The sequence below is a fragment of the Ureibacillus manganicus DSM 26584 genome (assembly GCF_000772945.1).
GTDB lineage: Bacteria > Bacillota > Bacilli > Bacillales_A > Planococcaceae > Ureibacillus > Ureibacillus manganicus.
Map to the genome: position 1 here is coordinate 1 of NZ_JPVN01000020.1, position 13,376 is coordinate 13,376.

Below are 13,376 nucleotides of genomic sequence, written 5' to 3' on the forward strand. Positions count from 1 at the left end.
ATGAATGAGAAAAAGTCTTCATAAGGCCGATGAAGACCTTTTGTGATCGAAAATGGGTGAGAAAAAGTCTTCATAAGACCGGTGAGAACCTTTTGTGATCGGAAATAAGTAAGAAAAGGTCTTCATAAAACCGATGAAGACCTTTTGTGGTGGGAAAAGAATTCAAAAAAGTCGTCATAAAACCAATGAAGACCTTTTGTTCATGAACTTGTTTGAAATGGCCTCCATAAATGTAATGAAAAACAATGAATCGAAAAGAGTTCATAATTCAATAATATTTTTATCAATAGCCTCAACCTAAAATACTTCTGAAACCCCATGTAAAAAAGATTGAAATCAGCATTAAATTAGAATACTATAATAACATTGAATATAAGTATATTGTAATATATGAATATTCAAGGAGTCTGTCATGAGGAAAGGATTATTGAAATGGCAATTTTAGCAACATTGATTTTTTTAATTACATTACTATTTGTTATTTGGCAGCCAAGAGGTTTGAATATTGGTTGGACTGCTTGTGGAGGAGCTATTCTTGCATTACTTGTTGGAGTAGTTGATTTTCAAGATGTATCCGAAGTTGTTGGGATAACTTGGAATGCAACTTTAGCGTTTGTGGCAATCATTTTAATCTCCTTAATTCTTGATCAAATAGGATTATTTGAATGGGCTGCTCTACATATGGCAAGAGCGGCAAAAGGCAACGGAGTTAAAATGTTTGTCTACGTTAGTATACTAGGAGCGATTGTATCAGCACTATTTGCCAACGATGGCGCTGCATTGATTTTAACACCGATTGTACTTGCAATGGTGAGACATTTAGATTTTAAAGAGGCGATGATTTTCCCCTTCATAATGGCTAGTGGATTTATTGCCGATACAACATCATTACCACTTGTAATTAGCAATTTGGTTAATATTGTGTCTGCTGATTTCTTTAATATTGGCTTTGCAGAGTACGCAGCACGAATGTTCCTACCTAATATATTCTCGCTAATAGCAACGATTACGGTTTTGTTAATTTATTTTAGAAAGAGTATACCAAGAAATTATGACCTTTCAAAATTAAGGAACCCAAAAGATGCAATTAAAGATATGTCGATGTTCAAATTATCGTGGCTTGTATTATCCATATTAGTCATTGGTTATTTCACAAGTGGATATTTACATATTCCAGTTTCCTTCGTAGCTGGGCTTATTGCAATATTTTTTGTACTAATGGCAAGAAGGAGTTCAGTTGTGAATACAAAAGACGTTATTAAAGGCGCACCTTGGAACATTGTCTTTTTCTCTATTGGAATGTATGTAGTTGTTTACGGATTAGGGAATGCTTGGTTAACAGGATCTCTTGCAAGTATCATTCAATTCTTTGCAGACCAAGGATTGTTTATTGCAACTATAGCGATGGGTTTTATTGCAGCAATTTTATCTTCTGTCATGAACAATATGCCAACAGTAATGATTGATGCACTAGCAATTGCAGAGACAAGCACTACTGGCGCTGTAAGAGAAGCACTCATTTATGCGAATGTAATAGGCTCGGACTTAGGGCCAAAAATTACACCGATTGGATCCCTTGCAACATTAGTATGGCTTCATGTGCTATCTCAAAAGGGTATTAAAATCTCTTGGGGAACTTATTTTAAAACGGGAATTGTATTAACGATTCCAATTCTATTTATTACATTAGTTGGTCTATATCTAACATTGCTAATTATATAAAAGGAGCTAATTCAAATGACGAAAAAAATAATTTACTTTTTATGTACAGGTAACTCGTGTAGAAGCCAAATGGCAGAAGGCTGGGCAAAGAAGTTACTTCCTGATTGGGAAGTAAAAAGTGCTGGGATTGAAGCACATGGACTAAATCCAAATGCAGTGAAAGCAATGAAAGAACTGGATATTGATATTTCAAATCAAACATCAGACATCATTGACATAGAAACGGTGAACAATGCAGATTTAGTCATTACATTATGTGGTGATGCAGCTGATAAATGTCCTGTTACTCCTCCACATGTTCGACGAGAGCATTGGGGCTTTGACGATCCTGCCAAAGCAGAAGGAACTGATGAAGAAAAGTGGACTGTTTTCCAACGTGTTCGGGATGAAATAGGTGTGCGCATTCAAAAGTTTGCTGAAATTGGTGAATAAACTTTAAAAATTAAATGGTTGCAAATTGGAAATAATAATATTAATATATAAGCATATACTTATATATAACGGGGTGACAAGGAATGGACATTCAATTTTTGGAAAAGCAGTTAAAAGCGGTATCAGATGCAAATCGTCTCACTTTACTTAGTTGTTTGAAGTCAGGTGAAACTTGTGTTTGTGACTTAGTGGATGTCATTGGCCTTTCTCAGCCAGCAGTTAGTCAACAGTTAAAAAAGCTTGAAGAAGCAGGCATAGTAACTGCTCGCAAAGTAGGAACATGGAAACACTACAGAATTGTTGAAGAACAATCACCTGCAATTAGAGCAATTATAGATCAATTAGAAACAAAATCACCAAATCAGTGTACTACATGTCAATCTTAACTATGTGGGAGAGATTTTATGCTTGTTCATCATTCAGGTAACAAAAGTAAAGAATTCTTTTACTCGTATATGAAGCTAATTTTGTTATCGAGAACTTTTTCATACGCTGAACTGCAAAACTTTGTTGAAAATCATTTCTTTAAAGGTAATTTAGAAGAATATGGTACACATACAAAAGAACAATACAAACAAGCATTACAACTAATTCAACAAGAAATAAATAGGTAGCACTATGCTACTTATTTATTTAAAAAGTATATAAGCAAATGATTATATATGGGGGTAATTAAAATGAAGATGACTTTTAATATTTTGAATCAATCTTGTTGCAAATCTGATCCTATGCTACCAATTGCAATTATAGGGGCGGGACCAGTGGGGCTTGCTGCGGCTGCACATCTCACAGCAAGAAATATACCATTTATCCTTTTAGAAAAGGGAAACGAAGTAGGTGCAAATATCAAAACTTGGGGGCATGTAAAGCTGTTTTCACCTTGGAAATATAACATGGATCAAGTTGCAAAAAATTTGCTACTACAAACAGATTGGCAATTACCGAACGAGGAAATCATTCCAACTGGCCAAGAAATGATTGATCAATACTTAAAACCATTATCTGATTTAGATAAAATTAAGCCATCTTTATATATAAATCATCAAGTCATTTCTATTAGTCGCAAATTGAACGATAAATTGAAATCCAAAAATAGAAACACGCAACCATTTATTATTTATGTTGAAAGTGATGGTAGGTTAAAAACATTTGAAGCCCGTGCAGTTCTTGATGCGACAGGTACTTGGGGTAATCCAAATCCTGCACAAGGAAATGGCGTGTGGCTTCCATTAGAAAAATCATTGAAAGAGCATATTGACTATCACATTCCTAATTGCCATGCCAATCCAACAGTCTATGCGAACAAAAAAATAGCTGTAATAGGTGGAGGACACTCTGCCATCAATTCACTATTAAATTTGGTGAAATTGAAAAAAGAAGCTCCATCAACAAAAATTACTTGGATTTTAAGAAAGGAAAACATTGAACTTGCTTATGGTGGTGAACAGAATGATGAGCTAGCTGAAAGAGGTGCACTTGGTTCCAAAATTCGCCAACTTGTTGAAGATGAAATAATTAAGGTGATCACACCTTTCTTTATTACATCAATAAACGATGGAGAAAAAATCTCTATTATAGGTACGAGTAGAAATGAAGAAATAATATTAGAAGGATTTGACCGATTAATCGTAAATACAGGTAGCAGACCAGACTTTTCGATGAATAGTGAACTTCGTTTAAGTATTGATTCTACAACTGAAAGTGTTACAGCATTAGCTCCATTAATTGACCCAAATGTCCATAGTTGTGGAACAGTTAGACCACACGGAGAGCTGGAATTACGTCAACCTGAGGAAAGTTTCTATGTAGTCGGAGCAAAAAGTTATGGTCGTGCTCCTACTTTCTTAATGGCAACAGGATACGAACAAGTTCGTTCCATCACTTCTTATTTAGCGGGTGATTTAGTAAGTGCAAAACGTGTGGAATTAAATTTACCTGAGACAGGTGTATGTAATAGTAGGATAAATGAATGTTGTTAGTAGACTTTAAGTGGGGGATTTCATATGATAGTTCGTCAGTTAATGGAAACGGATCTAGATCAGGTGCTCAAAATATATGGTGAGGGATTAGCTACAAAATGTGCAACTTTTGAAACGAATATTCCATCCAAAGAAGTATGGCATAAGAAGTATCATCCAACATTACGTTTTGCAGCGGAAATTGAGGGGAAAGTAGTTGGATGGATAACACTTTCTCAAGTATCTAGCAGAGAAGTGTATCGCGGTGTAGGTGAAATTAGTGTATATATTAGTGAATTAGCGCGGGGAAAAGGTGTAGGAACATTATTAATGGAAAAAATGATTCAAGAAAGTGAAAAAGAAGGATTTTGGACACTTGAATCATCTATATTTGCTATCAATAGTGCAAGTATTGCACTTCATGAAAAAGTAGGTTTTCGTATAGTTGGCACTCGAGAAAAAATCGCAATGCGAGATGGTAAATGGCACAATACAACAATCATGGAAAGAAGAAGTAAAGTGCTTGTTTAAACTACTAATGTGCAACCAATTCCAATAATTTCCGTCTGTAATTCGGAAGTGTCCTCAGGTAACGAAAAACTGTACGGAGGTTATTGAATGGTGAAAAGCTATAATTTATGGTCGTTCTTATTGATTCTACTTTGTTTCTTTTTTTCGGGCTATTGGATTTACTCAAATATAAACAATACTTGGCAGATCACACCTCCAGTTTACGTGCTACTTATACTAAGTATTGCTGCCTTTATCTTAGCTATATGTGGATTTAAAAATACTTATAGTGTATGGTCAGCAATTCGAAATTGGATAGCTGTAATACTTTCACTATTGGTTACACTGTTCTTATCTTTTGTCTTTTTACTTTGGATATTTTTCTCTGGACTTGGGGCTAATGAGCATATAAAAACAGTCCAGTCACCAGATGGCCATTACACGATTGATTTTTATCGTTGGGATGCAGGAGCAGCAGGTACTTTTGGGATACGTGGGGAGTTGAATGGTCCTCTTTGGTTTAAAAAACGAATTTACCTTGAAAGACGTATCGAGACTGTGGAAGTTGAATGGATTAATGATAATAAAATATCTATTAATAATCACGTCTTAGACATGGATGTAGAAGAAACATATGGGTATTAGTGTTGTTCAGATATAAAAATTGTTAAAAACCTTTTCATAGTAGGTTTACAATACTGTAATATGAATTATAATACTATTGGTGATAATGATGAAAATATCTGATAAAGAACTTGCGACTCTTTATATAAAATATAAAAAAGATAAAAAAATTTATAAACAGAGACAAAAAGAACGAGGCTCACTTGTTGATCTAAATCATTATCTTGAGGTTAAGAAAAGTTTATCGATTTTAAAAATGGAAATGAGTCATCGTGGGTTAACTAAAAAGAAAGCTAAAAAAATAAGTAAGTGCTAAAATCCTATTTCTTAACGAAGTAGGATTTTTTATTTGAGTATAAATAACGAAATTGGTTCAAATTAGGCTAAATGTATGAAATCACACGATTTTAGTCAACCATGAAAATTTTCCCAAAATAAATAGGACAAATTAGCCCCCTCATATACATGTAGAGAATACAAAATTAGGAGGGAGTTTATGATTAATCCTATTGTTGCGCGGTCGCTAAATGAAATTCAATTCTGGGCAAGAATTATGAAGGAACATTCTTTATTTTTAAAATTAGGGTTCACATATGATCAAAAGAATTTAGTTGTTGAAGCACAGCAATTTTACGATTTGTTTGAAAGGATAGAGGAAAAGCTAAGTCGATTTTCAGTAAACTCTGATTTACGTGCAGTTCAAGCATTTAATAACGAGGTATACCAAGCTGCAGTTCACATTTGGGCATTTAAAAGGAGAATATTGGACTTAACTTTACGTTGTGAAATCCTGACTAATAATTATCCGTTATTAGTGGACCATACTAGCCGAGAAGCTGCTTATTTTGCAAGAAGATTAAAGGAACTTAATGAAGGTGTATTAGCACCGAAACCTGATGATATTATTAAAGAAAATGTATTTTTCCTAAAAATCATGGCAGACCATGCTAAGTTTATTGGCCACCTGTTAGACCCTTCAGAACGGAAATTAGTAGATCAAGCAAGGGATTTTAGTCATGACTTTGACCAATTGTTATTCCAGGCACAAGATTTAGATCACATGCGACCACAATCTGAAACAAGACCACTATTAGACCAAATGTTAGATCAAAATAGAGTATCTACGAAATCTTTAAGGGACTTTAAGAAACAGGCAAGAGAGCTAATCGAGGAATGTCGTATTAAGAGTAATATTCATCCACTTCTTGCAGACCATACATTTAGAGAAGCAGAGAGATTCTTAGAAATCATTGATATGTATGAAGCGCATTTGAATGCACAATGACTAATTAAGAATAGTGGTGACTAAAAGCGTTAATTCTCATTCAATTAAGAATTAATGCTTTTTAGTGTTTAATCAGTGTTTAACAAGCCTATATTAAGAGGGAAAGTACGCGTACCACCTCATATTATAGGAAAGGTAAGGGAATTGCTGAACGTATTTGTAGCTATTGTGTAATTTCTGTAAGAGTAGCAATAATTCCATAATCCATGCGACGGATAAAAAACCACCTCTGACTCAAAATAAGGGTGATGGAGGTGATAGTATGGGTAGCAACAAACATAAAAACAACAAAACACAAAATAAAACAAAACAACAAAATCAAAACCAAAATGCAAACAGACAGCGTGCTAACCGTGAGGAGTTCGCTGAGGAAGTAAACGTTAAACGCAATAATAACAATCAAAACAACAATGACTGTGAAGATTGTTAACACGTTAGACAGTTACGCTTAGAAAGTAACATAAATTAATTACTTACCTCAGTCAGAACCCTAATAGAGAACACTTTTAAAAAAGTGTCTATTAGGGTTTTAACTTATCATTAACTGTTCATGAGTGAATTATTACAACGGAAGGGGTCATTAATAATGGAACATGGCAAGGTAAAATGGTTTAACTCAGAAAAGGGGTTCGGATTTATTGAACGTGAAGATGGCGAGGATGTATTCGTGCATTTCTCAAGTATCGGAGGTGAAGGATTCAAATCATTAGAAGAAGGGCAAAGTGTTACGTTTGAAGTAGAAGACGGACAACGTGGTCCACAAGCTAAAAACGTTCAAAAAGCATAACTTTAAATAGACCCAATTTGGGTCTATTTTTAATGCAACTCACTCTCTGTATAAACTTATATTTCACGCCAATAATAAGTAGGAAATTAAGGGAGGGAGTACTTGATGGAAATCCCAGCACGTGTTGGAGGGAAAAGTGAGAAGGGCGGGGAAGGTAAGTTAAAGTGGTGGCAACTTTCCCTAATAGGTGTAGGTTGTACGATTGGTACGGGTTATTTTCTCGGCTCAGGAATTGGAATTTTTAAAACGGGCCCTTCCTTTATCATTGCGTTCATACTAGCAGGACTAACTGCTATGATTGTCTCTGAAATTCTAGGGAAAATGTTTATTCAAGACCCTCAAGAAGGATCTTTCCGAACGTATGCTAAAAAAGCATATGGACGATGGGCAGGATTTAGTAGCGGTTGGGTCTACTGGTTTTCAGAAATGTTAATTGCAGGTAGTCAATTGACAGCTCTTTCGATACTAACTCGTTTTTGGTTTCCTTATATACCGCTATGGGTTTTAGCATCTATTTATGCAACTTTAGGAATTATCGTCGTATTAATTGGAACAAAAGGATTTGAACGAGTAGAAAACATCTTTGCTGTCATGAAAGTGGCCGCTATTTTTATGTTTATCATATTAGCGATTCTCATTCTTTTTGGAAACTTTGGCGGTAGTGTCAGTGACTTTACATTACCAAATTCAATGGATTCATTGTTTGCCAATGGAGTCATTGGTTTATGGACATCACTTATTTTTGGATTTTATGCATTTGGTGGTATAGAAATTATGGGGATATTATCAATGAGACTTCAAAATAAAAATGAAGTCATCAAATCCACTACGGTTATGTTAATAATATTAACTTCAATTTATTTAATCTCCATCTTTTTAGCATCAGGGTTTGCTGCTTTTGACCAGTTTAATGCACAAGAAAGTCCTTTTGTTATTGCACTTGCAAAATATAACTTAGCATTTTTCCCACATGTATTTATAGGCGGGATTATTATTGCTGGATTTTCCACAATGGCGGCTTCTTTATTTGCAGTTACAAGTATGTTATTGACGATGGCAGAGGACGGAGATGCACCTAAAGTCTTTGCGAAAAAAGGGAAATTAAAGGTACCTCCGTTTGCTTTAGCATTAACGATTTCAGTATTAATTCTGTCGATAATTATTTCAAGATTAGTACCAGATCGAGTATACGAATATATAACTACAGCAGCTGGTTTAATGTTAATTTATAATTGGTTTTTCATTCTTGTTTCATTCCCAAAACTTTTAAAAGCTACGAAGTTTGATCATGTGAAAAGGTTTTTAGCAATGTTTTTAATTCTACTAGCCGTTAGTGGTACGATTCTTGATGACACGAACCGAATTGGGTTTTTCGTAAGTATATTATTTATAGTTCTTGTCCTGATTGTGATTTTATTTATGCGTAAAGGGAAGAAAAAGAATCAAAACGTGTACCCTCGTGGTATTTAGTTTTAGAAAAATAATAAATTTACTGCTTGTACGCCGAAATATAAACCAAATCCGATAAGAGAAATCCCAGATACGATGGAGATAGCACCTAACATTTTTGTTTTAAGTAGTTTTCTAAAACTGCTCGCAATAGTTGCCATCGTAATGTCCCAGATAAATAAACCAACGAAGATCGCTAAGCTATATAAAATAACATGATTCATATCATACGTAGAAACCGTTTCAACGAGAACTGATCCATAAATTCCAAGCCAAAAGAGAATGGATAATGGGTTCGTAATTGAAAGTATAAATCCGTATATAAAGGATTTTTTTAACGTTCTTCCTTTAATATATTTCAAATCTACTTGTTTTTTTGCACTAATTATACTGTCGATGCCAGTATAGATAAGTACGAAGCAACCAAATGACCATAATAAGGTTTGCATAAACGGTGTTTCAAGAAATTGTGACACACCTAAATAGACAATTACCATATAGAAAGCATCGGCTAGCATTGCACCTAATCCAAGAATCCAAGCATGAAAAAACCCTCCATAGATTCCTTTAGTTAACTGTGCAGCGTTAATAGGACCAATTGGAGCTGCTAGAGAAATACCAAGAAAGACGTAACCAAAAAAAGCACTCATCATCTAAACTCCTTTAGTAACAAAAAAATCGTTTTTACCATCCTATTCAATGCTTGACCAACGTAGGACAACTTATGAAATAAAAATGATAAGGAGTCAAACTAATGCCTGTATATGTATATCAAACCTTTGAAATAAAACAAGAAAAATTTAAAGAGGCCATCGAAAATTTACAAGAGATGAAAAAATATCGTAACGAGCAATATGACCACACCGTTGAGGTATTTATTCCTATTGCTGGTCAAGACTATACGTACTCAATCCTTGCTACATATGAAAGTTTAGCCGAAATGGAAATTCAAAACAGAAAAATGTTTGACGATGACAACTACTTAAAACTTGTTGGATATTTGTTCTTAGAGCATGTTGTGCAAGGGACTATGAATACGCAAATTTATAGAGGAATCAATAAAAAAATCGCTAGTAAAGAAGATAAAGCGAATTAATAAAAAAAGACAGAACCAGGGATAAGTTGGTTTTGTCTTTTTTAGTGATATCAATTTATGTATTACAAGTCCGAGCACCTTCTTTGGCAGCAGCACATAGGCGTTACTTTTGTCGCCAACTCAAGCGAGGCTACCCCACGGCACATGAGTGAACCCACTTAATGCTGCTTCCTTCCGGATCTGACATGGTTCATGGGTACTCATTGCGCGGGACCCAGCCGTCAACGCTACGTGCAAAAGGCAAACCCTACAATACGGACAGCCTAGGAAAGGACTTCATTCTCGCTAGAGCGGATTGCAAGTTACAGGGCACCGCTACCTCCCCAACTAGCCCGGACAAGATATTACTATTATATAATATAATTTTGATAAAAACAATATTTTTTTGATATTTTATTGATTGGTAAATTGATTCTGAACTTGAAATTGCCTTGTGTTTATTAAAGCGAAAATTAAAATAAATTCTAGAGTATTCATGACAGGGACGCCCGTCAACCAGCCTGAAAGGAAACTACCTATAATCATGAAAAGTGTTCCAAGTAGTAACCAGGAAAAGTGAAAATTCTTGAGTAAAATAAAACCTACCAGAGCCAAAACAATAGTAATAAGAATTACCATGATAGGGTGTTGTGACTGAACTGCTTCGTATGTTAATATTCCGTATTCCCATTTTGGTTGAAGTCCAAGTTTTAACAAACTGGTAACTAGTTCGTAGAAAATTAAACCGATACTGATTAGGTATGCTAGTACCTTCCAAAATATCCGTTTTGCCCAAGATACGCCTAAGCAATAACAAACATTCCATGCAAAGAGGATGAGAGTAGGTGTGAAAAGAGCGTGTAACCAGTAGCGAGGAATACTTAAATTTTCTAAAAAGCTTCCTTCACCAATAAATTCACCTAATGCAATGATGAAATTATCATAAACTAGCCCCAAAATAACAATCAAAAGAACATTAGACAAATTGAATAAACCGTCATATTTACTTAATCGTATTCCCCAGATTAATATGCAAATGTAAGCGAGCCCCAGTAAGAAGTAAATAAACGTATTCATAGGACAACCTCCTCTTACTATTGTTTCCCACTATGAAATAGTTACTCTTTGTTGAGTAAGGATCATTGTGAGGAGGTTATTATTAGGAGCTTGGCGAATAAATATATCAATTTGGCGAATATATACAACATAGAATAAAGACTCTTTTTTAGTGACCGTATTTAACATACGGCATACCCAGAATTATGTGCAGTATGCACTTAATATTAAATATGTCGTATACGGATTTTGTCAGCGAAGGGAACTGATAAAGAAAGTAGCCTTTATTTTTGAAATAGATAGAAATATTAATAAACCGTACTTCACAAAATTACTAATTTTAAAATAGGGAGGATATACATGAACTACTCGACTTTTAATTATGTAACATACATTGGAACTACCCAAGATAAACTATGGGAAGCTTTAACGAGTAATGAATTTACCGAGAATTATTGGTTTGGAAGAAAAATTCAATCCGATTGGAAAATAGGTTCACCTGTTACTTTCCACGATGAAAATGACAACTTAACAGATCAAGGGGTTTTATTTAGCTATGAACGGAACCAATTTTTATCCTATACATTTCTTTGGGTAGAAGATAAAACTGAGCGTGAACAATCACCAAAAGTAACATTTACTCTACAACCAATGGAGCAGACAGTAAAGTTATCACTTAAGCATGAATACCTCCTCCCAAATGACTTTTGCGATGAAAACTCAGGTTTCCAAGGGATTAATAATGGCTGGCCTGCTATACTTAGTAATTTGAAAACTTTGTTAGAAACAGGGGAAACATTACCTGCCATCACGATATAAAAAAGAGCGAAACTGAAAGCATTATTACTTATCAGTTTCGCTCTATTTTTAATTTTCTAGCTTCATCTACAAGCATTAAAAATACACAGTGAATGATTAATGCAGCAACAAGAAATGCAAAAGAAATATAGTCATCGATTCGAAGGTTAATTGCAAAACTACTACTCAAATGAATAATAAACATAATGACAAAATAGGTAATCCCGATTGTTTTCGACCAATTGACCATTGTTTGTTTACCACATTTACTTGCAATCGCAATTATTAGTTGGAATATAAAATAAATAAGTAAAAAGTTTGCAAAGCTTATTATTGTGTAATACCAATCAATTGCTGAATAGATGAATCCAGTAGGTGGTTGGGGTGGTTGTTTTATAAACAAAGAAGGTGCTGAAATAATGACTAGAATCATTGCAAGAAATTCTGACTTTTTAGCAATTGGAAATTCCCTTACCAATAACTTAATACCTGAGTAAATAAGGTAATAGCCAATCGGATCTGCAAACACATCAACGATGACATAAACATCAATCCAAATCAGTAAAAAGCCCCAAAACAACTTCTGAAAAGCTTTGTCATTTTTCATTTGAAGAACCCCCTTGATATTCTGCGAGTATTTCATTTACATCTTGCTGTGTAAGATAGGCACGATCCTCAGTTAGAATTCTGTATTCAAATGACTTACCTTCATCCGTAGTTCCATTTATCTTTACATCAAAATCGTAGTAATTTTTATTATTTGGGTTGTAACGAATATAAAGTTTGAACCAATCGGAAGTATCTATATGAAATGGATATAAATTTTCACCTAATATATAGACCACTTCGTTATCACTGACTTCAATGTCAAACTTCTCATGATACCAGAGAGGGAGGTTGGAAGGCGCATTTGTATCATCTAGCTTAATTGTATTATTGGAATTCAGCTTTACTCTTAAAAGAACATCTCTAGAGACTTTCTCTCCAAATGGGATAGTAATGGATTCAATGTTTAACGGTTTAGTAAACATTGTATAGTATCCATCATTGTCATTCTTAATCCGAGAGTTAAATCTGGAAACAATAGAGCTTGTATCAGTGCGCTCATGGTACACTTTTACTTCACCAATATTAGTATCAATCGTTTGGCCATTTGTAAAAGTAACTTGCATTTCATTAAATGTCCAAACATCATTAGTAGAAAATTTTTGCGCACTTTCTTGTTCAGGGAGACTAAAGGTAACCCTTTGTAAATAATGATGTGTAAATTCTTGCTCATAGTTTGGACTGTAGTTTTGATTTGACCACATTTGGTGACCATGATTATTGGAAGGGTAAACCGTAACCCCATCTATCAACACGTGACTCACTTCAACTGGTTCAGATTTATTTGATAAATAATAAAATCTAAGATAGTACCCCTCCTGAGCATATGTCTCATAGTAGTGTTCTAAAAAAATAGGGTGCTCAAGTTGTTTGGATTGAAAGTATAAATAATTCCCAAACATGCTCAAAATAACTATGAAAAATGCTATCCAAATATATCGATCCTTCATAAGTAGACACTCATTTCTTCAAATTTTTGGTTAATTCCTTTGTTATAGCATATTAGAATACGTTAAGCGAAAATAGGGGGGATAATAAAAATGCTGCAAAGGTCCTAAAGGAATTAAGCAGTAT

At 34.4% G+C, this 13,376-nt stretch carries 18 protein-coding genes and 1 other RNA gene; 14 read left to right on the forward strand and 5 right to left on the reverse strand.

The annotated features are described in order from the left end of the window. The first annotated feature begins 432 nt into the window (after window positions 1-432). The 12 genes from CD29_RS14685 to CD29_RS14735 all read left to right on the forward strand — a co-directional run bounded on the left by CD29_RS14685 (window position 433) and on the right by CD29_RS14735 (window position 8,788). On the forward strand, window positions 433-1,722 hold the full coding sequence (locus CD29_RS14685; protein ID WP_036188454.1) for an arsenic transporter: 1,290 nt from the start codon (window positions 433-435) through the stop codon (window positions 1,720-1,722). Window positions 1,723-1,737: 15 nt separating this feature from the next. Beyond that, the gene (gene arsC, locus CD29_RS14690; protein WP_036188455.1) at window positions 1,738-2,154 is read left to right on the forward strand and encodes an arsenate reductase (thioredoxin); all 417 of its coding nucleotides are present in this window, start codon (window positions 1,738-1,740) and stop codon (window positions 2,152-2,154) included. An 83-nt stretch (window positions 2,155-2,237) separates the two neighbouring features. Continuing rightward, window positions 2,238-2,540: an ArsR/SmtB family transcription factor gene (locus tag CD29_RS14695; RefSeq protein WP_036188456.1), complete on the forward strand. Its 303-nt coding sequence runs from the start codon at window positions 2,238-2,240 to the stop codon at window positions 2,538-2,540. 18 nt (window positions 2,541-2,558) lie between these two features. Then, the gene (locus CD29_RS14700) at window positions 2,559-2,768 is read left to right on the forward strand and encodes a hypothetical protein (RefSeq protein ID WP_036188457.1); all 210 of its coding nucleotides are present in this window, start codon (window positions 2,559-2,561) and stop codon (window positions 2,766-2,768) included. A gap of 63 nt (window positions 2,769-2,831) precedes the next feature. Further along, window positions 2,832-4,133 (forward strand): NAD(P)-binding domain-containing protein, encoded by a 1,302-nt coding sequence (locus tag CD29_RS14705; RefSeq protein ID WP_036188458.1) that lies wholly within the window; start codon window positions 2,832-2,834, stop codon window positions 4,131-4,133. Window positions 4,134-4,157: 24 nt separating this feature from the next. Next, a complete protein-coding gene (locus CD29_RS14710; protein ID WP_036188459.1) occupies window positions 4,158-4,643 on the forward strand; it encodes a GNAT family N-acetyltransferase in 486 nt (161 codons plus the stop codon). A gap of 87 nt (window positions 4,644-4,730) precedes the next feature. Next, window positions 4,731-5,267 carry a DUF5412 family protein gene (locus CD29_RS14715; protein ID WP_036188461.1) on the forward strand — a complete coding sequence of 179 codons (537 nt, stop codon included), beginning with the start codon at window positions 4,731-4,733 and terminating at the stop codon, window positions 5,265-5,267. An 88-nt stretch (window positions 5,268-5,355) separates the two neighbouring features. Next, the gene (locus CD29_RS14720; RefSeq protein ID WP_036188463.1) at window positions 5,356-5,562 is read left to right on the forward strand and encodes a hypothetical protein; all 207 of its coding nucleotides are present in this window, start codon (window positions 5,356-5,358) and stop codon (window positions 5,560-5,562) included. A 180-nt stretch (window positions 5,563-5,742) separates the two neighbouring features. Beyond that, a complete protein-coding gene (locus tag CD29_RS14725; RefSeq protein ID WP_036188465.1) occupies window positions 5,743-6,531 on the forward strand; it encodes a DUF2935 domain-containing protein in 789 nt (262 codons plus the stop codon). 262 nt (window positions 6,532-6,793) lie between these two features. Further along, on the forward strand, window positions 6,794-6,961 hold the full coding sequence (locus tag CD29_RS20510; RefSeq protein WP_169716193.1) for a hypothetical protein: 168 nt from the start codon (window positions 6,794-6,796) through the stop codon (window positions 6,959-6,961). A gap of 156 nt (window positions 6,962-7,117) precedes the next feature. Continuing rightward, window positions 7,118-7,318, forward strand: a complete 201-nt coding sequence (locus CD29_RS14730; RefSeq protein ID WP_036188467.1) for a cold-shock protein — start codon at window positions 7,118-7,120, stop codon at window positions 7,316-7,318. 105 nt (window positions 7,319-7,423) lie between these two features. Then, window positions 7,424-8,788 (forward strand): amino acid permease, encoded by a 1,365-nt coding sequence (locus CD29_RS14735; protein ID WP_036188469.1) that lies wholly within the window; start codon window positions 7,424-7,426, stop codon window positions 8,786-8,788. 2 nt (window positions 8,789-8,790) lie between these two features. Here the strand turns inward: CD29_RS14735 and CD29_RS14740 are convergent, their stop codons facing one another. Beyond that, the gene (locus tag CD29_RS14740) at window positions 8,791-9,417 is read right to left on the reverse strand and encodes a LysE family transporter (protein ID WP_036188471.1); all 627 of its coding nucleotides are present in this window, start codon (window positions 9,415-9,417) and stop codon (window positions 8,791-8,793) included. 104 nt (window positions 9,418-9,521) lie between these two features. On the opposite strand from CD29_RS14740, the gene CD29_RS14745 reads away from it, so the two are divergent. Next, complete coding sequence (locus CD29_RS14745) at window positions 9,522-9,863, forward strand: hypothetical protein (RefSeq protein WP_036188473.1); 342 nt, start codon at window positions 9,522-9,524, stop codon at window positions 9,861-9,863. Between the two features lie 70 nt (window positions 9,864-9,933). Here the strand turns inward: CD29_RS14745 and ffs are convergent. Both ffs and CD29_RS14750 read right to left on the reverse strand, forming a co-directional pair. Next, window positions 9,934-10,199: signal recognition particle sRNA large type (ffs, locus tag CD29_RS20045), an RNA gene on the reverse strand. 57 nt (window positions 10,200-10,256) lie between these two features. Beyond that, complete coding sequence (locus CD29_RS14750) at window positions 10,257-10,919, reverse strand: hypothetical protein (protein WP_052124188.1); 663 nt, start codon at window positions 10,917-10,919, stop codon at window positions 10,257-10,259. A gap of 339 nt (window positions 10,920-11,258) precedes the next feature. Here CD29_RS14750 and CD29_RS14755 point away from each other — a divergent pair, with 339 nt between their 5' ends. After that, on the forward strand, window positions 11,259-11,717 hold the full coding sequence (locus tag CD29_RS14755) for an SRPBCC domain-containing protein (protein WP_036188475.1): 459 nt from the start codon (window positions 11,259-11,261) through the stop codon (window positions 11,715-11,717). A gap of 31 nt (window positions 11,718-11,748) precedes the next feature. On the opposite strand, the gene CD29_RS14760 is transcribed toward CD29_RS14755, so the two are convergent. Both CD29_RS14760 and CD29_RS14765 read right to left on the reverse strand, forming a co-directional pair. Next, window positions 11,749-12,303: a hypothetical protein gene (locus CD29_RS14760; RefSeq protein WP_036188477.1), complete on the reverse strand. Its 555-nt coding sequence runs from the start codon at window positions 12,301-12,303 to the stop codon at window positions 11,749-11,751. After that, window positions 12,293-13,252, reverse strand: coding sequence for a hypothetical protein (locus CD29_RS14765; protein WP_036188479.1), 960 nt, complete (start codon window positions 13,250-13,252; stop codon window positions 12,293-12,295). Before CD29_RS14765 ends, CD29_RS14760 begins: the two co-directional genes overlap by 11 nt. Between the last annotated feature and the right edge of the window lie 124 nt (window positions 13,253-13,376).

Bases quoted from the DNA above. Each gene is read 5' to 3' on its own strand.
- CD29_RS14685 (WP_036188454.1), top strand. From the start codon at position 433: ATGGCAATTTTAGCAACATTGATTTTTTTAATTACATTACTATTTGTT.
- arsC (WP_036188455.1), top strand. From the start codon at position 1,738: ATGACGAAAAAAATAATTTACTTTTTATGTACAGGTAACTCGTGTAGA.
- CD29_RS14695 (WP_036188456.1), top strand. From the start codon at position 2,238: ATGGACATTCAATTTTTGGAAAAGCAGTTAAAAGCGGTATCAGATGCA.
- CD29_RS14700 (WP_036188457.1), top strand. From the start codon at position 2,559: ATGCTTGTTCATCATTCAGGTAACAAAAGTAAAGAATTCTTTTACTCG.
- CD29_RS14705 (WP_036188458.1), top strand. From the start codon at position 2,832: ATGAAGATGACTTTTAATATTTTGAATCAATCTTGTTGCAAATCTGAT.
- CD29_RS14710 (WP_036188459.1), top strand. From the start codon at position 4,158: ATGATAGTTCGTCAGTTAATGGAAACGGATCTAGATCAGGTGCTCAAA.
- CD29_RS14715 (WP_036188461.1), top strand. From the start codon at position 4,731: ATGGTGAAAAGCTATAATTTATGGTCGTTCTTATTGATTCTACTTTGT.
- CD29_RS14720 (WP_036188463.1), top strand. From the start codon at position 5,356: ATGAAAATATCTGATAAAGAACTTGCGACTCTTTATATAAAATATAAA.
- CD29_RS14725 (WP_036188465.1), top strand. From the start codon at position 5,743: ATGATTAATCCTATTGTTGCGCGGTCGCTAAATGAAATTCAATTCTGG.
- CD29_RS20510 (WP_169716193.1), top strand. From the start codon at position 6,794: ATGGGTAGCAACAAACATAAAAACAACAAAACACAAAATAAAACAAAA.
- CD29_RS14730 (WP_036188467.1), top strand. From the start codon at position 7,118: ATGGAACATGGCAAGGTAAAATGGTTTAACTCAGAAAAGGGGTTCGGA.
- CD29_RS14735 (WP_036188469.1), top strand. From the start codon at position 7,424: ATGGAAATCCCAGCACGTGTTGGAGGGAAAAGTGAGAAGGGCGGGGAA.
- CD29_RS14740 (WP_036188471.1), bottom strand. From the start codon at position 9,417: ATGAGTGCTTTTTTTGGTTACGTCTTTCTTGGTATTTCTCTAGCAGCT.
- CD29_RS14745 (WP_036188473.1), top strand. From the start codon at position 9,522: ATGCCTGTATATGTATATCAAACCTTTGAAATAAAACAAGAAAAATTT.
- CD29_RS14750 (WP_052124188.1), bottom strand. From the start codon at position 10,919: ATGAATACGTTTATTTACTTCTTACTGGGGCTCGCTTACATTTGCATA.
- CD29_RS14755 (WP_036188475.1), top strand. From the start codon at position 11,259: ATGAACTACTCGACTTTTAATTATGTAACATACATTGGAACTACCCAA.
- CD29_RS14760 (WP_036188477.1), bottom strand. From the start codon at position 12,303: ATGAAAAATGACAAAGCTTTTCAGAAGTTGTTTTGGGGCTTTTTACTG.
- CD29_RS14765 (WP_036188479.1), bottom strand. From the start codon at position 13,252: ATGAAGGATCGATATATTTGGATAGCATTTTTCATAGTTATTTTGAGC.